This window comes from Rhodococcus sp. O3, from assembly GCF_048897285.1.
Classification (GTDB): Bacteria; Actinomycetota; Actinomycetes; order Mycobacteriales; family Mycobacteriaceae; genus Rhodococcus.
In genome coordinates this window covers 14,496-34,857 of sequence record NZ_JBMBTE010000001.1, presented here as the reverse complement: position 1 = coordinate 34,857, position 20,362 = coordinate 14,496, and the positions used below count along the sequence as shown (strand labels likewise).

Here is a 20,362-nt window from a genome sequence, read left to right as displayed (position 1 = left end):
ATGACTACAGCAACTCCGATTCGGTTGAAGAGCTACGACAAGTTGTTCATCGGTGGATCCTGGGTCGAGCCGTCGAGCAACGCCGTCATCGATGTGATCTCCCCGATCACGGGAGAAGTGATCGCGTCGGTGCCGGAGGCTCGCGAGGCGGATGTGGACCGGGCTGTCGCGGCAGCGCGCAAGGCATTCGACGAGGGACCCTGGCCCAGGATGACACCTGCCGAGCGCGCCGAAGTGCTCGTGCGTGTCGGCAACGAGGTCAAGAAGCGGATCCCCGCGATGGCCGAGGCATTCACCCTCGAACTGGGTGGTCCGGCGGCGATCTCGACTCTGTTCCATCAGAACGCGGTCGACATCTGGGACGACGCGGCGACCTTCCACGAGCGTTTCCCGTTCGAGGAGGAGCGAACCTGGAAGGACGGCCGCGGCAAGATCGTTCGCGAGCCCATCGGGGTCGTCGCCGTGGTCGTCCCGTGGAACGGTCCTGTCGCCACGGCGTCGTTGAAGATTTCCCCTGCGCTCGCGGCCGGGTGCACCGTGGTGCTCAAGCCCGCCCCCGAGGGACCGGTCACGACGATGATGCTCGCGGAGGCCCTCGAGGCCGCGGGTCTTCCGGAAGGCGTCATCAGTGTTCTCCCAGCCGGACGGGAGGTCGGTGATCATCTCGTCGGCCACCCCGACGTCGACAAGATCAGCTTCACCGGAAGCACCGCTGCCGGGCGCACGGTGATGACGCGGGCAGCGGAGAAGATCAAGCGTGTGACCCTCGAACTCGGAGGCAAGTCGGCCGCGATCATCGCCGACGACATCGAGCTCGAATCGTTCCTGCCCGGAATGGTCTTCGGTGGTATCGGGCACTCGGGTCAGGTCTGTGCAGCTCTGACCCGGATCCTCGTCCCTCGGGAGCGTCAGGACGAGGTCGTCGCGGCGATCGAGGCGGTCATGAAGAGCGTGAAGGTCGGTGACCCGCGGGACCCCGACACGTTCATCGGCCCCCTGGCGGCCGAGCGGCAGCAGAAGCGGGTGCTCGAGTACATCGAGATCGGTAAGCAGGAAGGTGCCCGGCTCGTCGTGGGCGGCGGCAAACCCGCCCACCTCGATCGCGGATGGTACGTCGAGCCGACGTTGTTCGCCGACGTCCGCAACGACATGCGCATCGCCCGGGAGGAGATCTTCGGCCCGGTCCTGGTGGTGATCCCGTTCGACTCGATCGACGAGGCCATCGCGATCGCCAACGATTCCGATTACGGTTTGTCCGGTGCGGTGTACGCGAAGGATCGGTCCCTGGCCGAGGACATCGCGCGGCGCGTCCGGACGGGCCAGATCTCGGTCAACGGCTATGCCATGTGCGTGGTGCAGCCGTTCGGCGGATACAAGCAGTCCGGTCTCGGCAGGGAGGGTGGAGTCGAGGGATTCGACGCCTTCTTCGAAACCAAGCTGATCCAGGAGTTCTGAGCCGGAATCCGGGCTGTCTCTGAGGAAAGGAACTGGGGTGGAATCGATTTCTGCTGATCTCGGCTACCGAGCCGAGAGATTGCTGTACGACTACGCCGCGGCGGTGGACACCGGCGATCTCGACGCCCTCCGGGGCCTGATCACCGACGACGTCACCATCGAGCAGAACGGCAAGTCGGACAACGGCCCCGACGAGTTCATCGGGGTGTACCGCGCCTTCGTCGAATCCCCGGCGGAGTTCTCGCGTCACCTGATCTCGAACGTCCGCGTCACACCCGGAGAGGGCGGACGTGTGAACGTCGAAGCGTACTTCGAGGCGACGGTGTGTGCTCCGGGCTCGAATCAGCGTCTCTACGGGCGGTATTCGGATGTCTACGTCGATCGTGGCGGGAACTTGCTCATCGAGCGGAAGGGCATCTCCGTCGACCGGATGATCGATCTGCCGGCAGGGGAGGTCGAGTACCAGCCGTACTGACCCTCGGACGAACAGGGAGGTTGTCCTCTGCGAGTCGATCGCAGTGGGACAACCTCCCTGTTCTGTATCCGGGTATGTGCGATGTCAGGGACGTCCGCCGTGGGTGGCGTTCACACGGGTCGCGAGCAGGCTCGCATCCCGGGTGTGACGTCGGGCCGCTTCCGACGAATTGGGCGCGGCGCAGGCGTAGAGCGTGTTGCCCTCGTGCCCGCCGAGCATGCACGCGAAGACTCCGGTGGGAAACCGGACTTCCTCGGTGATCCGGCCGCCTTCGACGACTCGAACGACGCGCCGGTTGAGTGCGTCGGCCACCCAGACGGCACCGCTGTTGTCGAGACCGATGCCGTCGGGTGCAACTGCGGCAGCGCTCATCGCGGCCTTGACCGAGTCGCGGGGCAGTTCCGGACCGAAGCTGGCCCACGTGCGCTGATTCGACAGGGAGCCATCGGATTCGATGTCGAACGCCGTCAGACGGTTCCCCATCGATTCCGCGACGACGAGAGTGCCGCCGGGCGTGATCACCATGCCGTTCGGGAAGAGCAGATCGTCGGCTTCGACGGAGAACGTGCCGTCGGGAGCGACCCGGACGAGATTGGCCGGCCGGATCGGGGTGTCGCGTTTGAATTCGAACCCGAAACTTCCGACATAGGCGGTGCCGTCGGCGGCAACGACCATGTCGTTGAGCTTGCCCGTGGCCACGGACGACAGGTCCGCGTGCACGACGATCTCGCCGTCGTCCTCGCGGCGCATGATGCATCCGGACTCCATCGCGGTGATGAGGAGTCGGCCGTCGGGAAGCCATCCGAGACCGGACGGTTCGTCGCCGGTCAGTGTTGCTTCGACGACCACGTCGCCGTCGTCACCGATCGAGATCACCTCGTGGCGATACAGATCCGAGACCCATACGCGACCCTCGTGCCAGCGGGGGCACTCCAGGAAGGCGCGGTCGGACACGATGGTGTCGATCGAGCCCTGTAGAGAGGTGTCCTGTTTTCCAGCGGTCATGTCGGTGCCTTCCGTGTCGTGCGGGGAGTCCCGCGTGGAGCCCCCTATAACTAGACCAATCATATTCATGAATCAGGGGCCAGGGCAGCCCTTGGCGCATCTATTGCGACTAATGATGTTTATCGTTATGGTGATCTGTATCACTCGAGGACGGACCGCTCTTGCGGAGTCCTCCGCCACACGTTCATGTGATGTGCCGCAGCCCCTCTGAAGGAGTACTCATGGCCCTGGATTCCGCCACGTCCGCCTTCCTCGCCGAGATGGCGAAGGCAGGAGGACCCGCACTGCACGAGATGACGCCCCAGGAGGCGCGCGAGATGAGCGACGGCTTCATCGAGCTCGTCGGCGAGGGGCCCGAGATGGCGCGCGTCGAAAACGTCACCGTGACCTCGACGGACGGGCATGAGGTGCCGGTGCGGGTGCTCGTGCCTTCCGACGACGCACGTGGCTTCATCGTGTACCTGCACGGCGGTGGCTGGGTGGTCGGAAGCATCGACGGTTACGACACCCTCGGTCGTCAGCTCGCCGAGCGCACCGACTGCGCCGTCGCGATCGTCGACTACCGGCTCGCCCCCGAGCACAAGTTCCCCGCTGCCGCAGACGATTCGTGGGCGGTGCTGAAATGGGCGGCCGAAAACCGCGGCAGGTATGCGGCATCGGACGGTCCGCTCGTCGTCGCCGGTGACAGTGCGGGCGGTAACCTCTCTGCCGTCGTCGCGCAGCGAACCGTGCGAGAAGCCGGGCCGAAGATCGACCTGCAGGTGCTCGTGTACCCCGTCACCGACGACAACTTCGACAACGCCAGCTACCTCGATCCCGCGAACGAGCTGATGCTCACCGCGACATCGATGAAATGGTTCTGGGATCTGTACGTACCCGAGGTGGCCGACCGTGCGCGATGGGAGGCTGCCCCACTGAAGGCGAAGACCCTTGCCGGCGTGGCTCCGGCAGCGGTTCTCGTCTCGGAACACGATGTGCTGCACGACGAAGGGCGCGCCTACGCCCGCAAGCTGGCCGAATCGGGTGTTCCGGTGCGCGAGAAGATCTTCGCGGGGCAAATGCACGGATTCTTCCAGTTCGTCAACGTGCTGCCCGGCGCGAAGGAAGGCATGGACTACGTCGTCGACGCGGTCAACGATGTGGTCGACGGCAAGGGCATCGCCGACGCCGTTTCCGGCAAGGAGGCACGCGCATGAACACCACCGGGAACTCCGCCGAGTTCGATGCCGTCGTCGTCGGAGCCGGATTCTCCGGCATCTACATGGTGCACCGGTTGACCGAGATGGGCTTGTCCGTTGCAGCATTCGAAGCGGCGGACGGGGTCGGAGGCACATGGTTCTGGAATCGCTATCCCGGAGCCCGATGTGATTGCATCAGCATGGAATACGCCTACACCTTCTCGCCCCAGCTGATCGAGAAATGGGACTGGTCCGAACGGTACCCGTCGCAGCCGGAAATCCTGCGCTACCTCGAATTCGCCGCCGACGAACTCGACGTGAAGAAACTCTTCCGATTCCGGACGCGAGTGGAATCGGCGTCGTACGACGACCGAACCGACCGGTGGACCGTCACCACCGACGCCGGCGACACCGCGGTGGCCAAGTACTTCGTCACGGCGGTGGGTTGCCTGTCCACCTCGCAGACTCCTGACTTCCCCGGCATCGAGAAGTTCGGCGGGGCGACCTATCACACCGCCGACTGGCCGGAGGGCGGCATCGATTTCACCGGGAAGAAGGTCGGCGTCATCGGCACCGGCTCCTCGGGGGTCCAAGTCATCCCGCTCCTCGCCGAACAGGCCGCGAAGCTCACCGTGTTCCAGCGAACACCTGCATTCAGCCTCGACTGCGGGAACAGGCCGCTCACCGAGGCAGAGAAGCGGGACTTCAAGGAGAACATCGAGACCTTCAAGGCGGTCTCCAAGACCACCCCGTCGGGTCAGTACACCGACACCCTCGAAGTCAGCGCGCTCGATCACACCCACGCCCAGAGGTGGGCGGTCTACGAGGAGCGCTGGAACCGGCACCGCGCGATCGACCTGATCCAGGCCTATCCCGATTTGTTCAGCAACCGGGAAGCGAACGAGACGATCGCGGAGTTCTTCCGCAGCAAGATCCGCGCTGTCGTGAAGGACCCCGAACTCGCGGAGCGACTCTCGCCGCGTACCTATCCACTCGGCGCGAAGCGGATTACCCTGGATACGAACTATTTCCAGACCTACAACCGTGAGAACGTCGAGTTGGTGAACCTGCCCGAATCGCCGCTCGAGGAATTCACCGGCAAGGGGATCCGAGCCGGTGGTGTCGAGCACGAACTGGATGCCGTCGTGCTTGCCACCGGGTTCGACGCGATAACCGGTCCGCTGCTGAAGATGGACATCCGGGGTGTCGGTGGGCAGACGCTGAACGAGAAATGGCAGGACGGCCCCGTCACATATCTCGGGATCGCTGTGGACGGCTTCCCCAACATGTTCATGCTCACCGGGCCGGGAAGCCCGAACGTGCTCACGAACGTGGTGTGCGCGATCGAGCAGCACGTGGAGTGGGTGGGCAAGTGCATCACCGACCTCGAAGCGCGCGGCGCGCGCAGATTCGAGGCATTGGAACCGAGCACCGACGAGTGGACGCAGCTCAACAACGAGATGGCCACCCAAACCCTTTACCCGGAAGGGAATTCCTGGTACACGGGTGCGAACGTGCCCGGCAAACCACGGGTGATCATGTCCTACGTCGGCGGGCTCCACACCTACCGGGAGATCTGCGACGACGTGGCGGCCAACGGCTACCGCGGATTCGCGATCAAGTAGGAATCCTCGACCGTCCGGCACGCTTGCGCATGCAGAAGACAGCCGCACAGGCCAGGACCTGTGCGGCTGTCTTTGCGGTCGGAGGATGCGGAATCAACCGACCCACATCGGCGGGACGGGACGGTCGAAGGACAGTTCGGGATAGTCGTCGTCGGCGATCGGGGTGTGCAGGCGTCGCTCGACGTAGTCGTGGCCGTGGGACCGCATGTGACCGATGCACCGGACCGTGTATCCGACGCTGTCGGTTCGGGTCGTGTGGACCGGACGGAACAGGTTGGGGAATCCGTGCGCGGTGAGGTCGGATGCATCGAATGTGTTGTCGTCGCGACCCTTCAGCGGCACCTGCCCGTCGCCGTCGACGACGAGTTTCGCGCGGGCGACGATCTCGCTGTCGCGCCGGATCTCCCACCGGTTGTCGATCTCGTCGTACGAAGCCGATGTGGCGGTGTCGATTTCGAGAACCGACAGGTGGAGTTCGTTCCGCAGTCGGACGGCTGCGCGAAGGGACGCGAAGGAGCGCCCGACGACGGCCACATCGAATTCCGGGATGCAGGGGGGTCGGGAATCCGGCTGTGCCAGGAACATCGGGCGCTCCTTCGCTGGGTGTTGGTTCGGGACCGCGCGCGGGCAGGTAGGGCACTGCTGCCCGCGCGCGGCAGTCTGGGTTACTTCGTGTAGAAGGCGCTGACGTCGGAGTTTCCGATGAGATCCGGAACCGTCCAGCCGTCGAGGTCGTACTCGCCCATGAACTGCTCGGCGAAGCCCTTCATCGACGCGACGTCACCACGGCCTTCGGCGGCGAACAGCAGCTCGGCCTTGACGTTCTCGTGGTTGCCGGCGTAGTTCCGCTCGTACAGCTCGTGCCGGCCACCGAACTCGGAGCCGATCGAATCCCACAGGGCCTTCATGACCTTGACGCGATCGACGGCCTGGATGCCGTCGGAGCCGCGGACGTACTTGTCCAGGTACGGGCGCACGTCGGGATTCTGGAAGTCGGCGGCCGACGACGGCAGGTAGATCAGGCCCGAGGCGACGTCCTGTTCGATGATCTCCTTGATGCGGGGGTAGCCCTGCATCGCGAACATCCGGTAGGTCAGGCCGTACTCGAGCTTCGGGATGACGGTGTCGCCGATCCACGGTTCGGGGTTGTTGACCATGGCATCGCTGAGCGACCAGAACAGGTTCCGCCATCCGATGACCTCGCCGACCCGGGTCTGCACACCCCGGAAGCCGCCGGCGCCGGTCGCGTCGAGTGCCTTCATGAGCAGGCCGGCGATGAAGTCGAGTTTGACCGCGAGGCGCGTGCAGCCCTGCAGCGTGAAGCGCTGGAGGAATCCGGATCCGCCGAGGAAGTTGTTGATCTTCTCGACGTCTCCGTACATGAAGACGTTCTCCCAGGGCACGAGCACCTTGTCGAAGATGAAGATGGCATCGTTCTCGTCCATGCGCGAGGACAGCGGGTAGTCGAAGGGAGATCCGACGACGTTGGCGTTCTGCGAGTACGACGCGCGGGAGATGAGCTTGATGCCGGGCGCGTCCATCGGCACCGTGCAGATCAGGGCGAATTCCTTCTTCTTGATCGGCAGGCCGTAGTGGGCGATGAAGTTGTAGTTCGTGATCGCCGAGCCGGTCGCGACGACTTTGGCGCCCGAGACGATAAGGCCGGCGTCGGTCTCCTTCTCGACCTTCATGAACACGTCGCCGACCTCGTCCGGCGGCAGCGACCGGTCCACCGGCGGGTTGATGATCGCGTGGTTCCAGTACAGAACCTTCTCCTGCGATTCCCGGTACCACCGCTTCGCGTTGTCCTGGAACGGCGAGTAGAACTCGTCGTTGGCGCCGAGAGTGCCGAGGAACGAGGCCTTGTAGTCGGGGCTGCGGCCCATCCAGCCGTAGGTCAGGCGTGCCCACGTGGCGATGGCATCGCGGTCGGCGCGCAGGTCGTCGGCCGACTTGGGGGTGCGGAAGAACGGCATCGTGACGCCACCGCTGCCGGTGTCGGTGGGGGTGGTGAGCTTGTCGACGTGCTCACCGGTGTGCATCGCGTCGTACAGGCGGGCGGTCATGCGGATGGAGTTGCGGAAGGCGGGATGCTCGGTGAAGTTCTTCACCCGCTCTCCGTGCAGGTAGATCTCGCGGCCGTCCTTGATCGACTCGATGTACTCGTCCCCCGTCATCGGCCGGCTCGCGAAGTTCTTCTGCTCGTTCGCTGCGCAGTCGGCGGCGACGTTGACCTTGGAGCGGTCGACCGTGTCGGTGGGGCGGGGTTCGGTCGTGGTCATGTCATCTCTCCTGGTGACGGGGAAGGTGATGAAGAAGGGGGAGTGGTGGTCGGATCACGCGGTGGGGACGGCGATGCGCATGGGCGTGAACCGGGTGGATGCGTCGAACCATCCGCTGTGCGGGTCGTCGAGCGATCCGTTCCACGCGGCGGACGCGCTGGGTGTGCCGAGATCGTGGAAGGTGCTGCGGTAGAACAGAAGTGGTTGTGCGTCGGCGCGGGCTGTGGCGTCGACGATCTCGCCGATGTAGATGATGTGGTCGCCGCCGTCGTAGTCGCGCCACGGCACGCACGAGAGGGTGGCCGCGGTGCCGGCGAGGATCGGAGCGGTCGGGCCCTGCTCCCACACGGGTTCGGGGGACTGTGGGCGCCCCGCGAAGTGCAGGGCGGTGTCGATCTGGTCGTCCGCGAGGATGTTCACCGCGAACGGTGCACCGGACAGGAAGCGGCACGCCTTCGACGTGCGCGTCAGGGTGACCTGGCACAGTCGCGGTTCGAGCGAGACCGCGGTGAATGCGGTGACGGTGGCACCGTGGGGGGTGCCCTCGTGGTTGTGGCAGGTGATGACGGTGACGCCACTTGCAAACTGCCCGAAGATGTTTCGAAGCTCTCGCTGGTCCATCTCGGAGGCCCTTCCGGTCGATCCGTCGTGGTGTGATCCAGACCATATGCCGGAGGGGAGGGGGCCTGCGATCCGCTGAGCGCGGCCGTTATCCACCTTGCGCGGTGAAGTGACCGGCGGCCTTGTTTGCGGCGGGTAGTGTTGCCGGTCACACTGGGACCAAAGCCCCGAAACGTGAGCCGAGGAGGGTGAATGCGCACCGATGACGTGCAGATTCCCGACAATTGGGATGAAGCGGAAGTGGTGGTATCGGACGCCTACTTCCCGCATTCGCTGCGTCCGGTCGATTCCGTCACCGCGCCGAAGGTGACCTTGCGCAAGGTCGATCTCGGCCCGCTACGGCTCGCCCGCGTCGGCTGGGGCGCGGAGGTGTCGCTCGAGTCCGATCACCCTGGTGCATACGCCGTGAACATCCCTCTAGCTGGGCAGATCGAGTCGGTGAGCGAGGGGCGAGAGGTCGTTTCCCCGCACGGTTACGCCACGGTTTTCCGTCCCGACACCGCGGCAGCGATCACGCGATGGACGGCGAACTGCGAGATCGTCGGGATCAAGCTCGACCGGGACTACCTGCACCGGGAGATGGCTCGCGTGCTCGGCCGGCCCGGACTGCAGCTGCCTCCTCAGGCGGACCTGACGACCGACGCCGGGAAGAACTGGCTGTCGATGCTCGGGGCGATGGTCGGAAACCTCGAATCGGGCGCCTCACCCTGGAACAATCCGCTGGTCGCCGACCAGTTGTCCGGGGCGATCATCTCGGCTTTCGTCCTCGCCGTCATGCAGGAGACCGACCCCGGTGCGGTCGCGCGACCGCGCATCATCAAGCGGGTTCTGGACCGATTGCACGACGATCCGTCCCTGGCCTGGACCAGCGCCGACATGGCCGAGGTTGCCGGGGTCAGCGTTCGCCGGCTGCAGGAGGGCTTCCGCGAGTACGTCGGGGTCTGCCCCCGCGAATACCTGCTCGACCTGCGCCTCGAGCGCATCCACACGGAACTTTCCGAGGCCGATCGGGGCGCGGTCTGCGTCACCGACGTCGCACTCAAGTGGGGTATCACCCATACGGGCCGGTTCGCCGCCGCCTACCGGCGCAAGTACGGCGTCGCGCCGTCCGAGACGCTGCGTTCCTGAGCGAGTCGTTGCAGGGCCGACCCCGAGTACCGAGAGGTCGGTGATGACGGGTCGCCGGTGTCGTTGACCCGGACGGTTTTTCGCAAGGTCAGCAGGGTCCGGCGGTCGACAGGACGGGACTCGCTGCGGCACTGGCGAGTTCGGCGGGACGGAAGTCGGGCCGTCGGCGAAGTCCTGGTCGGTGCCTCGGGCATCTCCCTGGTTCCGGCTAGGCATCGACTCTCTCACCTGCGGATTTGCAGCGCGTGTCTCGACATGTGGTTGACAACCGATGTGACAGCGCGCACAGTATCCAACGTACGCATTGCGCGCCGTTGTTCGCAGAGCGTATTTCGCCTCGGGCCACAGGCCAGCCCCCTGCAAAGCCCCCCCAACAACTTTCGCGACTTTCGCGTCAGACCAGTTCGACCTCACGAGGAGTGTCCATGACCACCACGGAGAACCCCACCGCCTTCGGCTCGGGCAATGCCGCCACCGACAAGTTCAAGGGCGAGCGCGTCACGTCCGACACCTCGGTCGAGCGCGCCGGCGCGATCATCCAGGATGTTCTGAAGGCCCTCACCGACGTCGTCCACAAGCACCAGGTGACGTACGACGAGTACCGCGTCCTCAAGCAGTGGCTCATCGACGTCGGCGAGTACGGTGAATGGCCGCTGTGGCTCGACGTGTACCTCGAGCACGAGGTCGAGGCCGTGCACTACGAGCGCAACAACTTCTCGGGCACCAAGGGCAGCATCGAAGGCCCGTACTACGTCGAGAACTCCCCGAAGCTCCCGTCCAAGTGCACGATGCCGATGCGCGAGAAGGATGCTGCGGCACCATCTCTGATCTTCAAGGGTCAGGTCACCGATCTCGAGGGTAAGGGTCTGCCCGGCGCCACGGTGGAACTCTGGCACGCCGACGAGGACGGTTTCTACTCCCAGTTCGCTCCCGGCATCCCCGAGTGGAACCTGCGCGGCACGATCGTCTGTGACGACGAGGGCTTCTTCGAGATCACCACGCTCAAGCCCGCGCCGTACCAGATCCCGGCCGACGGACCGACCGGTTGGTTCATCAACTCCTACGGCGGTCACCCGTGGCGCCCGGCCCACCTGCACCTGATGGTCAAGGGTGCCGGACACCGTTCGATCACCACCCAGCTCTACTTCAAGGGTGGCGACTGGGTCGACAGCGACGTCGCCTCCGCGACGAAGCCGGAGCTCATCCTGGACCCGAAGCTGAACGCCGACGGGGTCGCCGAGGTTACCTACAACTTCGCGCTCGACCCCGAGGCCTGACCGGCCCCCGCCCCTCGTGCGTGGTTTCGGTAGCACCCGCTACCGAAACCACGCACGAGCGCGAATCCACCGGCAACCGACCCGAATGCGAGTTCCCTCGATGTCCGACACGGACCTGAAGATCGTCTCCGTCGAGACCACGATTCTCGACGTCCCGCTGATCCGCCCCCACAAGTTCGCGACCACGACCGCCGAGGCGCAGCCGATCCTGCTCGTCGCCGTCACCACCGCCGGCGGCGTCACCGGCTACGGCGAAGGCGTCGTGCCCGGCGGACCGTGGTGGGGAGGCGAATCGGTCGAGACGATGAAGGCCATCGTCGACCGCTACATCGGCCCGTACATCACCGGCCGCGGCGTCGACGACATCACCGGCATCATGGTCGATCTCGAACGCATCGTCGCCAACGCGCGATTCGCGAAGGCCGCCGTCGACGTCGCGTTGCACGACGCGTGGGCGCGCAGCCTCGGCGTCCCGGTGCACACGCTGCTCGGCGGAGCGTTCCGCACCGGCGTCGACGTACGCTGGGCTCTCGGCGCCGCTCCCCTCGAGGAGATCGTCGAGGAGGTCACCCACAAGATGGAGCAGCGCTTGAACTTCTCCTTCAAGCTCAAGATGGGTGCGCTCGACCCGGCGGTCGACACCGAACGCGTCGTCAAGGTCGTCGAGGCGTTCGACGGCAAGGTCGGATTCAGCATCGACGTCAATGCCCGGTGGGATCGCTTCACCGCACTCCGTCACGTGCCGGAACTGGTCGACGGTGGGGTCGAGCTCATCGAACAGCCCACCCCCGCAGAGCAACTCGACGTTCTCGCCGAGATCAACCGGAGGGTCGCGGCACCGGTCATGGCCGACGAATCCGTGCAGACCCCGCACGACGCATACGAAGTGGCCAAGCGCGGCGCCGCCGACGTCATCGCACTCAAGACGACGAAATGCGGTGGGTTGCAACGCAGTAAGCAGGTCGTCGCGGTCGCGAAGGCCGCCGGGCTCCGCTGCCACGGCGCCACCTCGATCGAAGGACCGATCGGCACCGCCGCGTCCGTCCACTTCGCGTGCGCCGAACCCGGCATCGACTACGGGTCCGAACTGTTCGGTCCGCAGTTGTTCGCCGTCGAGTTGCTGCAGACGCCGCTCGACTACTCCGACGGTCAGGTGCACCTCCCGCAGGGGCCCGGCCTCGGCGTCGAACTCGACATGGATGTCGTCAAGCACCTCGCCCGAGACTGACCCGACCGACCCCACCCAGATCAGACAAGCCCGGATCAGGAGAACCGACCATGGCGCTGTTCCACGTTCGCATGGACGTCGACATCCCCCGCGACCTCGACCCCGAGGTCCGCGCCGACACCATCGCGAAGGAGAAGGCGTACAGCCAGGAACTGCAGCGCAAGGGCAAGTGGCCGCACATCTGGCGCATCGTCGGTCAGTACAGCAACATCAGCATCTTCGACGTGGACTCGGCGGACGAACTGCACGAGATCCTGTGGAACCTTCCGCTGTTCCCCTTCATGAAGATCGAAATCATGCCGTTGACCAGGCACGGATCGGACATCAAGGAGTAAACACGCGCCGACGGTCCATACTCGGGGTATGAGTCTGCCGCTCCGAGACGTCTACGAACAGCCGACCCTCGCGGATCTGCTGCCGTCGGTGCTCGCATCCGCGGGCGTGGCCGGGGAACGCAACCGGCTCGAACTGACCGAGTGCGCCCGCACCGTCGTGCTGCTCGTCGACGGAATGGGCTGGAATCTGCTGCAACGCAACAGCAGTGCCGCACCGTTCCTGACCGGGATGACGGGGGAGCCGATCCGCGCGGGATTCCCCACGACCACCGCGGTGAGCCTCGCGTCGCTGGGAACCGGCCTGCCCTCGGGGCGGCACGGCGTCACCGGATACCAGGCGTACCTGCGCGAGATCGACAGCCCGTTCAACTGGTTGCGCTGGACACTCGCCGGCACCGCTATCGACCAGCGCACCCAGCTCGTCCCGGAACTCGTGCAGGCGCACCCGACCGTCTTCGAACGCGCCGAGCGGGGAGGTATCGCCGTCACCACCGTCGTCCCGCGGACGTTCGAAGGCAGCGGACTGACCCGTGCCGTGCTGCGCGGCGGCAGGTTCGTCGGTGTCTCCGCCTACGGCGACCTGCTCGCCCGGATCGTCACCGCCGTCGGTTCCGCCGAACGCACCCTCGTCTACGGCTATCTGGGTGAGGTCGACACCCTCGGCCATCTCTACGGTCCGGAGTCCCCGGCGTGGCTCGCGCAGCTCACCGTCGTCGACCGGTTCGTCGAACAACTCGCCGACGCGCTACCGGACGGAACACGACTCGTCGTCATCGCCGACCACGGAATGGTCGACACCACCCGAGGCCGGCGCTTCGACTACGACCACTGCGACGGCCTGTCCGAGGACGTCGCCTACATCGCCGGGGAACCCCGCTGCCGCCACATCCATACCGAACGGCCCGACGCGGTCCTCGAACGCTGGCGCAACGAACTCGGCGACGAGATGTGGGTCGGCACCCGCGACGACGTGCTCGCCGCCGGGCTCTTCGGGCCGGAACCGTCCCCGGACGCGGCGAGCCGCGTCGGCGACATCGTCGCGATCGGCCGCGGCGAATCGTCGGTGATCCGCACCGACGGGGAACTCGTCATGGCGCGGATGCCCGGCCAGCACGGCGCGCTCACCGACGACGAACTGCTGATTCCGTTGCTGTCGCTGGATCCGATCCGCCTGCACACGTGATGATCCGGGCGACGCCGAGGGTCGATCTGTGAGCGACAGTACGTCGCCGGAGCCGTCGTACCCGACTTATCGTGGCGTACATGCGCACCCACGGAGCGACGGTCTGGCACTGGTCGATCAGCGTGAAGGCCTGGCTGATCTTCTGGTTCGCCCGGATCCTCATCAAGCCGATCATGACCTGGTGGCCCGCCACCGACCGCGGTATCTCCGTCTTGAGCAGGCTCGACCGGCAGGTCGACAAGCTGCTGCCCCGGCCTCGCGGCGTCGACATCGACCCGGTGACCCTCGGTGGAGTTCCCAGCGAACGGATCGAGCCGCCGCGTCCCGCCACCGACTCCCTCGCCGGCGCGACGATCCTGTACTTCCACGGCGGTGCATTCGTGTTCTGCGGACTCGCGACGCATCGCACGGTGTGTTCGCTGCTCGCCGCCAAGTCGGGCGTGCCCGTCTACTCCGCCGCCTACCGGCAGTTGCCGGACGGATCGATCGGCACGTCCGTGATGGATGCGATGGCCGCGTACACCGCGGTTCTTTCGGTCGCCGAGGATCCGAACCGCGTCATCGTCGCCGGTGACTCCGCCGGCGGTTATCTCGCGATGAAGGTCGCGGAGATCGCGGCGCTGCGCGGCATGACACGACCGGCCGCCGTCATCGGTTTCTCGCCGCTGCTCAACCTGAACCTCGAATCCCACGACCCCGACTACATGAAGCGCGACGCGTACCTGCCGATGCGGCAGCTCGAGAAGCTGCGCGACAAGTGGCTCGACGGTCCGGACCACATCGAGGGCGCCCAATCGCCGGTCGACGCCGACCCCACGCTGTTCCCGCCGGTGTTCTTCTCCGTCGCCGAATACGAGATCACCCGGCCCGACGTCGAGATCGTCACCGAAGCGATCGAACGGACCGGGCGTCCGATCGAAACCCACATCTGGGCAGGTCAGGTCCACGCGTTCCCGGTGATCGGCCAGACGTTGCCGGAGGCCCGCGCGCTGCTCGACCTCAGCATCGACTTCGCGCGCCGGTCCGTCGCCACCGATGCCACTGAGGGAAGCAGCCGCACCGCGTAGGTGCGGCTTCGCCGCCGGTGTGTACTTCTGGCGGCTCCCACCGCCGGAAAGGCACACCGGCGGCTACGCCGCCAGGCGCGGTTTCAGCCACTCGGTGAGGTCGTCGAGGACCTTCTCCTTCTCGTATTCGTTGAAGACCTCGTGGTACAGGCCGTCGTACATCTTCAGCGTGACGTCGTCCGAGCCGGCGAGGTCCGCGACCAACCGGCTGCCCGACGGATCGGTGAGTTTGTCCTCGGTGCCGTGCTGCAGCAGCACCGGCACCGTCAGCGAAGGCAGGCGCTTCGGATACGACTGCTCGCTGAGAACGAGGGCACGGACGACGCCCGCAGGGACCAGTCCGTGGTGCACGAGCGGATCGGCCTCGTACGCGGCGACGACCGCCGGGTCGCGGGACACGTGCTTGCTGTCGAGTTTCTGCACCGGCAGGTCCGGCAGGAACCGGCCGATCAGTTTGCCGGCCTCGACGACCACCCCGGGCGTGCCCGCGGTGACGACGACCGCGGGACCGGACAGCGCCAGCGCGGTCAGTTCCCCCGGATGGTCGAGCGCATAGCTCAGGGCGATCGCACCGCCCATCGAGTGCCCGAGCAGGAACCGGGGCAGCCCGGGATGCGCCTCGTCGGCGATGGCGAACAGCCGGGCGATGTCGTCGGTGTACTCGGTCATCTCCCTCAGGTGCAGGCGCTTGCCGCCGGACCGTCCGTGACCGCGATGGTCGGGGGCATAGACGACGAGCCCGATCTCGGTGAGCCGCTCGGCGACGTGGTCGTACCGCCGGGCATGCTCGCCGAGGCCGTGGCACAACACCAGGACGCCGCGGGGATCGCCGTCGGGCGACCAGATGTCGTAGACGATCCGCGTCGCGGACCCGCCGGTGAACGAGGACTCGGAGTGCTGCATGGCGTCTCCCTGCCGTGGACTCGACGTGCGTGACGACCGCATCCTTCCACGAGACGCCGCGATGTGTGCCCCGTACCGGTGACCGGGCCGACGGGAGGAGGGGCCGGGCGGAAAATGCGTGGCTCGAGACCCGTCCTCGGTGGGAGCCTGGTATTCGTGACTTCCCTCGAATCGACGACCGTGGATGCACGGCGCCTGCGTGCGTTCGCCCCGCTGCGCCGCCGCGACTACCGGCTGTTGATCGCGGCGGTCGCGTTGTCGTTGTTCGCCAGCGGCATGTGGACCGTGGTGATGGTCTTTCAGGTTCTGGCGCTTGTGGATTCACCGACCGCGCTGTCCGCGGTCGCGGCCTGTTTCAGCGGCGGCCTGATCGCGTTCGCGCTCGTCGGTGGTGTCGCGGCGGACCGCCTGTCCAAACGCGCGATCCTGGTGACGGTCCAGGGCGCGAGCCTGGTCGCGGTCGCGGTGGTCGCCGTGCTCGGAACGGCGGGCGCGCTCGCCCTGTGGCACATGGCCCTCGCGTCCGTCGTGCTCGGCGCCGGCGTCGCCTTCTTCTTCCCGGCGTACAGCGCCTATCTGCCCAGCGTGCTGCCCGCGGACGAGTTGCTCGCCGCGAACGGGCTCGAAGGCGCGTTGCGGCCGACGCTGCAGCAGGCGCTGGGTCCGGCCGTGGCGGGCATGGTGGTCGGTGCGTTCGTGCCGGCCACGGGCGCCTTCGTCGTGTCCGTCGCCTTTGCCGCGGCGATGGTCCTGCTGCTGTTCGTGCGGCCGCTTCCGGTGTCCCCGTCGGAGTCGTCGGCACCGGCGGCCCACTCGAACGTGTTCGCCGATCTTCGCGAGGGCTTCGCGTTCACCGTGAGGACCCCGTGGCTGCTGTGGACCTTGCTGTTCGCGTGCCTGATGGTGCTCGTGGTCATGGGACCGATCGAGGTGTTGTTGCCGTTCCTGGTCCGCGACAACTTCGCCGACGGGGAACGGGCCTTCGGTCTGCTTCTGACCGCGTTCGGGGCCGGGGGAGCGATCGGCTCGCTCGCGGTGTCGGCGGGACGTCTGCCGCGCAGGTACCTGACCGTGATGGTGTTGTGCTGGGGTCTCGGGTCGGTGCCGTTCGCGGTGCTCGGATACACCTCGTCGTTCTGGGTGATGGCGACCGCGCTGTTCGTCGTCGGGCTCACCGACGGTGCCGGAATGGTCATCTGGGGCACGTTGCTGCAGCGCCGCGTGCCCGGGGAACTGCTCGGTCGCGTTTCGAGCCTCGACTTCTTCGTCTCGCTCGCGCTGATGCCGGTGTCGGTCGCGCTGGCCGGGCCGCTCGCGACGGTGGTGCCGGTTCCGGTGATCTTCGTCGTCGTGGGCACGGTTCCGCTGGTCCTCGCGCTGGTCGCGTTGACCGTGGGGCGCATGCCGGCCGACGAGATCGCCCACCCGCTCGACGTCGTCGAACGGGTCGACACACGCCCCTAATCCGAGGGCACGATCGATCCGGCCAGGGCCTGCATGAGGTGGTCGAATTCGCGGCTGCGGGTCGCGCCGGCGCGCACGACCGCGCACACGGGCACGCGCAACCGTTGCCGGGCTTCGCTCATGATCCGCAGTCCGGTGCGGGGCGTCGCATCGACGGTGCCCGCGTACAGCACCGTCCACGCCCGCGGATTGGTGAGGACCTCGAGCGTCGCGGTGTGGTCGCTCGCGATGGCGGGACCGAGCTGGACGCGGCGCCCGACCTCGAGGAAGGCGTTCTCGACGACCCGGTGGATGAGGATCTGGCTGTGCCGCGGGGGCAGCAGCAGCGGATAGTGCGCGAGGTCGCGCAGATCGACGGTCGAGAACGCGGACAGCGGATGCTGGCTGGAGGTGACGATGACGAGGTCCTCGACGCCCAGTTCGATCGCCTCGAGTTCCGGCCGGTCGATGTCGCCGCGGATGAGGGCGAGATCGGCGTCGCCGGCCGCCACCGCGTCCACGCGGTCCGCGAAGTCCCGGATGACGAACTCGATGTCGAGGTTGGGGTGCTGCTCGCGGACCCGGGAGATCGCATCGAGGCTCTGCGCGGCGAAGCTCATGTTCGCGCTGATCCGGATGCGGTCGCGGGGCGGCCTGCCCACCTCGAGGGCGCGTGCCTCGAGGGCGAGGACCTCGGCGGCGATCGGCATGAGGCGGCGGCCCGCGTCGGTGAGCCGGACGACGCGAGTGGACCGCTCGAACAGGCTCGTTCCCAGCTCGTTCTCGAGCTTCGCGATCTGGTGGCTGATCGCCGACTGCGAGATGAAGCAGCGCTGAGCGGCCCGCGAGAAGCTCGACTCCTCTCCGACGGCCACGAAGTACCGCAGTTGCCGGAAGTCCATCGCCCTCCTATTTATGAGCAAACCAGATAACAGTATTTCGAATCTCCCAGGTTAGTGGACCGGACCCCCGCGAGATACATACGGTGGGACTCATACATCGATTTGAGTCGACTTCAATGTGGAGGTCTTGGCAGGTTATGGGCGATGCAGATTTCGATCGGACGGATGTCGTCATCGTGGGTTCGGGCTTCGGTGCCCTCGCGGCCGCGAAGAAGCTCGGCAAGGCGGGCACCCCGTTCGTCCTGATCTCCGAGACCACCGAGCATCTCTTCCAGCCGCTGCTGTACCAGGTCGCCACGGGTGTCATCTCGCCCGGTGAGATCGCCCCCTCGGTCCGCGCGATCCTCGCCAAGTATCCCAACGCCGACGTTCGGCTCGGTCGCGTCGTCGACGTCGACCCCGACGCGAACACCGTCGTCTACGAGGCCGCCGGCAAGCGGCACACCCTCGGCTACAAGCACCTCGTCGCCGCGACCGGCGCCCGTCAGGCCTACTTCGGCCGCGACGAGTTCGCCGATCTGACGTACGCCCTCAAGACGGTCGACGACGCCGAGAAGCTGCGCCGCCAGATCATCCGGTGCTTCGAGGAAGCGCACATCACCTCCGACCCGGAGCTCCGCAAGAACCTGCTCAGCTTCATCGTCGTGGGCGCAGGCCCGACCGGCGTCGAGCTGGCCGGTCAGATCAAGGAGCTTGCGCAGCGCTACTTCGCGGAGTCGATCGGCAACATCAATGCCGACGACGTCACCGTCACCCTCGTCGAGGGCGCGGACAAGGTGCTCCCGCCGTTCGGTGGCAAGCTCAGCGACTACTCGAAGGAATCGCTCGAGAAGGCCGGTGTCGACGTCGTGCTCAACACGATGGTCACCGACATCGACGAGCACGGCGCGACCCTGACGACGCCGTCGACCGAGGAAACGCGCCGGCTCACCGCCGAGACGATCATCTGGTCGGCCGGTATCCAGGCCAACGACTTCGCCGACGTGCTCGCCGAGCGCACCGGCTGCGACACCGTCCGCGGTGGCCGGCTGCTCGTCGACAACGACTTCACCGTCGGCCGCGCGGACAACATCTACGCGATCGGCGACATGGTCACGCTCGACAATCTGCCCGCGCAGTCGCCGTTCGCGATGCAGGGTGGCCGCCACGTCGCGAAGATGATCCTCGGCAAGATCCCCGCCGGCACTCCGTTCCAGTACCGGGACAAGGGCAGCATGGCGATCATCAACCGCTTCCGCGCGATCACCCGCGTCGGCAAGATCGAGCTCACCGGCTTCATCGCGTGGGTTCTGTGGCTCGCGGTCCACCTCGTCTACCTGGTGGGCTTCCGCAACCGCTACATCGCGGTGATGTCGTGGTGCGGTTCGTTCCTCGGTCGCCGGCGTCCGCACTTCTACTACGCGCAGACCGCCGAGCCGGTTCCGGCCGTGAACCAAGCGGCCGCGGAGGTGGAGGAACCGGTGGTCGCGGATGCGCCGGACGACGAACGCGAACCCGCCCCGGCCATCGCCTGACCGAGACCCACCGCCTGACCGAGACCCACCGCCTGACCGAGACCCACCGCCTGACCCGATACCGACGAGCTGCGCCCCGGACGAACACCGTCCGGGGCGCAGCTCGTTGTGGGGGACGGTGACTCGGCGCCGCGCGGATCCGCGTGTGGGTGAAACATGGGGTGAAAATCCAGAATTCGTTGGCGGACAGTCCGATCGGGCTTCACAGCGCCCCGCGACCTGCGGTTACAGTGTTCGGCACACTCGGTGCGTTCCGGTGGTGCCCCGTACGGCACGCGGCACACCGGTGCCGAATCGAGCCCGGAAAACCCGCAGGAGGTCCCGTGACCCTCGACGACCGTCGTCCCACGTGGGCCCCACGGATCGGGTGCGACCTGGTGACCGTGCAGGACGTGGCGGACAGTATCGAAATCTTCGGAGATCGTTACCTGACCCGCACTTTCACACCTCACGAACTCGAGACGTGTACGGGGACACACCGGTCCCAACGCCTTGCCGCGCGATTCGCGGCCAAGGAAGCGGTGCTGAAAGTGCTACGCCCGGGCGACACCGCGGTGCCGTGGCGTTCCATCGAGATCCGGCGAGCCGAGTGGGGCGGGTGCACCGTCGAACTCAGCGGTAACGCTGCGGCACTCGCCCGAGATCAACAGGTGATCGATATCCAGGTCTCGATCTCGCACGAACCCCGGTATGCGCTCGCGACCGTGACGGCGGTCGTCGCAGGAACGTAGGAACAGGAAG

Annotated in this window: 19 protein-coding genes; 13 read left to right on the top strand and 6 right to left on the bottom strand. The window is 66.4% G+C overall.

What is annotated here, in order from left to right:
- Entirely contained in the window at positions 1-1,455 is a 1,455-nt protein-coding gene (locus tag ACN675_RS00160) for an aldehyde dehydrogenase (protein WP_420748973.1), read from the top strand.
- Positions 1,456-1,492: 37 nt separating this feature from the next.
- Positions 1,493-1,930, top strand: a complete 438-nt coding sequence (locus ACN675_RS00155; protein ID WP_420748972.1) for a nuclear transport factor 2 family protein — start codon at positions 1,493-1,495, stop codon at positions 1,928-1,930.
- A gap of 84 nt (positions 1,931-2,014) precedes the next feature.
- Here ACN675_RS00155 and ACN675_RS00150 read toward each other — a convergent pair whose 3' ends face one another.
- Entirely contained in the window at positions 2,015-2,935 is a 921-nt protein-coding gene (locus tag ACN675_RS00150) for an SMP-30/gluconolactonase/LRE family protein (protein WP_420748971.1), read from the bottom strand.
- Positions 2,936-3,156: 221 nt separating this feature from the next.
- Between ACN675_RS00150 and ACN675_RS00145 the strand changes: the two genes are divergently transcribed.
- Positions 3,157-4,131 carry an alpha/beta hydrolase gene (locus ACN675_RS00145; RefSeq protein WP_420748970.1) on the top strand — a complete coding sequence of 325 codons (975 nt, stop codon included), beginning with the start codon at positions 3,157-3,159 and terminating at the stop codon, positions 4,129-4,131.
- Positions 4,128-5,738, top strand: a complete 1,611-nt coding sequence (locus tag ACN675_RS00140; RefSeq protein WP_420748969.1) for a flavin-containing monooxygenase — start codon at positions 4,128-4,130, stop codon at positions 5,736-5,738. Before ACN675_RS00145 ends, ACN675_RS00140 begins: the two co-directional genes overlap by 4 nt.
- 93 nt (positions 5,739-5,831) lie before the next feature.
- On the opposite strand, the gene ACN675_RS00135 is transcribed toward ACN675_RS00140, so the two are convergent.
- From ACN675_RS00135 to ACN675_RS00125, 3 genes are all read right to left on the bottom strand, one after another.
- On the bottom strand, positions 5,832-6,323 hold the full coding sequence (locus tag ACN675_RS00135; protein ID WP_420748968.1) for a hypothetical protein: 492 nt from the start codon (positions 6,321-6,323) through the stop codon (positions 5,832-5,834).
- A gap of 80 nt (positions 6,324-6,403) precedes the next feature.
- Positions 6,404-8,020, bottom strand: coding sequence for a 4-hydroxyphenylacetate 3-hydroxylase family protein (locus ACN675_RS00130; protein WP_420748967.1), 1,617 nt, complete (start codon positions 8,018-8,020; stop codon positions 6,404-6,406).
- 54 nt (positions 8,021-8,074) lie between these two features.
- A complete protein-coding gene (locus ACN675_RS00125) occupies positions 8,075-8,641 on the bottom strand; it encodes a flavin reductase family protein (RefSeq protein WP_420748966.1) in 567 nt (188 codons plus the stop codon).
- Between the two features lie 192 nt (positions 8,642-8,833).
- Between ACN675_RS00125 and ACN675_RS00120 the strand changes: the two genes are divergently transcribed.
- The 6 genes from ACN675_RS00120 to ACN675_RS00095 all read left to right on the top strand — a co-directional run bounded on the left by ACN675_RS00120 (position 8,834) and on the right by ACN675_RS00095 (position 14,859).
- Entirely contained in the window at positions 8,834-9,769 is a 936-nt protein-coding gene (locus tag ACN675_RS00120) for an AraC family transcriptional regulator (RefSeq protein ID WP_420748965.1), read from the top strand.
- 425 nt (positions 9,770-10,194) lie between these two features.
- Entirely contained in the window at positions 10,195-11,046 is an 852-nt protein-coding gene (gene catA, locus ACN675_RS00115) for a catechol 1,2-dioxygenase (protein ID WP_420748964.1), read from the top strand.
- A 100-nt stretch (positions 11,047-11,146) separates the two neighbouring features.
- On the top strand, positions 11,147-12,274 hold the full coding sequence (locus ACN675_RS00110; RefSeq protein WP_248674216.1) for a muconate/chloromuconate family cycloisomerase: 1,128 nt from the start codon (positions 11,147-11,149) through the stop codon (positions 12,272-12,274).
- A gap of 50 nt (positions 12,275-12,324) precedes the next feature.
- Positions 12,325-12,609: a muconolactone Delta-isomerase gene (gene catC / locus ACN675_RS00105; RefSeq protein ID WP_197251925.1), complete on the top strand. Its 285-nt coding sequence runs from the start codon at positions 12,325-12,327 to the stop codon at positions 12,607-12,609.
- Positions 12,610-12,637: 28 nt separating this feature from the next.
- The gene (locus ACN675_RS00100; RefSeq protein ID WP_420748963.1) at positions 12,638-13,792 is read left to right on the top strand and encodes an alkaline phosphatase family protein; all 1,155 of its coding nucleotides are present in this window, start codon (positions 12,638-12,640) and stop codon (positions 13,790-13,792) included.
- An 80-nt stretch (positions 13,793-13,872) separates the two neighbouring features.
- Positions 13,873-14,859 (top strand): alpha/beta hydrolase, encoded by a 987-nt coding sequence (locus ACN675_RS00095; protein ID WP_420748962.1) that lies wholly within the window; start codon positions 13,873-13,875, stop codon positions 14,857-14,859.
- Positions 14,860-14,922: 63 nt separating this feature from the next.
- On the opposite strand, the gene ACN675_RS00090 is transcribed toward ACN675_RS00095, so the two are convergent.
- Positions 14,923-15,762, bottom strand: coding sequence for a lysophospholipase (locus tag ACN675_RS00090; protein ID WP_420748961.1), 840 nt, complete (start codon positions 15,760-15,762; stop codon positions 14,923-14,925).
- A 180-nt stretch (positions 15,763-15,942) separates the two neighbouring features.
- Between ACN675_RS00090 and ACN675_RS00085 the strand changes: the two genes are divergently transcribed.
- Positions 15,943-17,226, top strand: a complete 1,284-nt coding sequence (locus ACN675_RS00085) for an MFS transporter (protein WP_420749123.1) — start codon at positions 15,943-15,945, stop codon at positions 17,224-17,226.
- Here ACN675_RS00085 and ACN675_RS00080 read toward each other — a convergent pair.
- Positions 17,223-18,107, bottom strand: coding sequence for a LysR substrate-binding domain-containing protein (locus ACN675_RS00080; protein ID WP_420748960.1), 885 nt, complete (start codon positions 18,105-18,107; stop codon positions 17,223-17,225). The two genes, ACN675_RS00085 and ACN675_RS00080, sit on opposite strands and share 4 nt — an antisense overlap.
- 137 nt (positions 18,108-18,244) lie before the next feature.
- Here ACN675_RS00080 and ACN675_RS00075 point away from each other — a divergent pair, with 137 nt between their 5' ends.
- Together ACN675_RS00075 and ACN675_RS00070 are read left to right on the top strand one after the other, a co-directional pair.
- On the top strand, positions 18,245-19,621 hold the full coding sequence (locus ACN675_RS00075) for an NAD(P)/FAD-dependent oxidoreductase (RefSeq protein ID WP_420748959.1): 1,377 nt from the start codon (positions 18,245-18,247) through the stop codon (positions 19,619-19,621).
- Positions 19,622-19,944: 323 nt separating this feature from the next.
- The gene (locus ACN675_RS00070) at positions 19,945-20,352 is read left to right on the top strand and encodes a holo-ACP synthase (protein ID WP_420748958.1); all 408 of its coding nucleotides are present in this window, start codon (positions 19,945-19,947) and stop codon (positions 20,350-20,352) included.
- Positions 20,353-20,362 lie beyond the last annotated feature (10 nt).

What these genes read in the sequence shown, in the direction of transcription:
- ACN675_RS00160 (WP_420748973.1), top strand. Translation starts at nt 1, where the DNA reads ATGACTACAGCAACTCCGATTCGGTTGAAGAGCTACGACAAGTTGTTC.
- ACN675_RS00150 (WP_420748971.1), bottom strand. Translation starts at nt 2,935, where the DNA reads ATGACCGCTGGAAAACAGGACACCTCTCTACAGGGCTCGATCGACACC.
- ACN675_RS00145 (WP_420748970.1), top strand. Translation starts at nt 3,157, where the DNA reads ATGGCCCTGGATTCCGCCACGTCCGCCTTCCTCGCCGAGATGGCGAAG.
- ACN675_RS00140 (WP_420748969.1), top strand. Translation starts at nt 4,128, where the DNA reads ATGAACACCACCGGGAACTCCGCCGAGTTCGATGCCGTCGTCGTCGGA.
- ACN675_RS00135 (WP_420748968.1), bottom strand. Translation starts at nt 6,323, where the DNA reads ATGTTCCTGGCACAGCCGGATTCCCGACCCCCCTGCATCCCGGAATTC.
- ACN675_RS00130 (WP_420748967.1), bottom strand. Translation starts at nt 8,020, where the DNA reads ATGACCACGACCGAACCCCGCCCCACCGACACGGTCGACCGCTCCAAG.
- ACN675_RS00125 (WP_420748966.1), bottom strand. Translation starts at nt 8,641, where the DNA reads ATGGACCAGCGAGAGCTTCGAAACATCTTCGGGCAGTTTGCAAGTGGC.
- ACN675_RS00120 (WP_420748965.1), top strand. Translation starts at nt 8,834, where the DNA reads ATGCGCACCGATGACGTGCAGATTCCCGACAATTGGGATGAAGCGGAA.
- catA (WP_420748964.1), top strand. Translation starts at nt 10,195, where the DNA reads ATGACCACCACGGAGAACCCCACCGCCTTCGGCTCGGGCAATGCCGCC.
- ACN675_RS00110 (WP_248674216.1), top strand. Translation starts at nt 11,147, where the DNA reads ATGTCCGACACGGACCTGAAGATCGTCTCCGTCGAGACCACGATTCTC.
- catC (WP_197251925.1), top strand. Translation starts at nt 12,325, where the DNA reads ATGGCGCTGTTCCACGTTCGCATGGACGTCGACATCCCCCGCGACCTC.
- ACN675_RS00100 (WP_420748963.1), top strand. Translation starts at nt 12,638, where the DNA reads ATGAGTCTGCCGCTCCGAGACGTCTACGAACAGCCGACCCTCGCGGAT.
- ACN675_RS00095 (WP_420748962.1), top strand. Translation starts at nt 13,873, where the DNA reads ATGCGCACCCACGGAGCGACGGTCTGGCACTGGTCGATCAGCGTGAAG.
- ACN675_RS00090 (WP_420748961.1), bottom strand. Translation starts at nt 15,762, where the DNA reads ATGCAGCACTCCGAGTCCTCGTTCACCGGCGGGTCCGCGACGCGGATC.
- ACN675_RS00080 (WP_420748960.1), bottom strand. Translation starts at nt 18,107, where the DNA reads ATGGACTTCCGGCAACTGCGGTACTTCGTGGCCGTCGGAGAGGAGTCG.
- ACN675_RS00075 (WP_420748959.1), top strand. Translation starts at nt 18,245, where the DNA reads ATGGGCGATGCAGATTTCGATCGGACGGATGTCGTCATCGTGGGTTCG.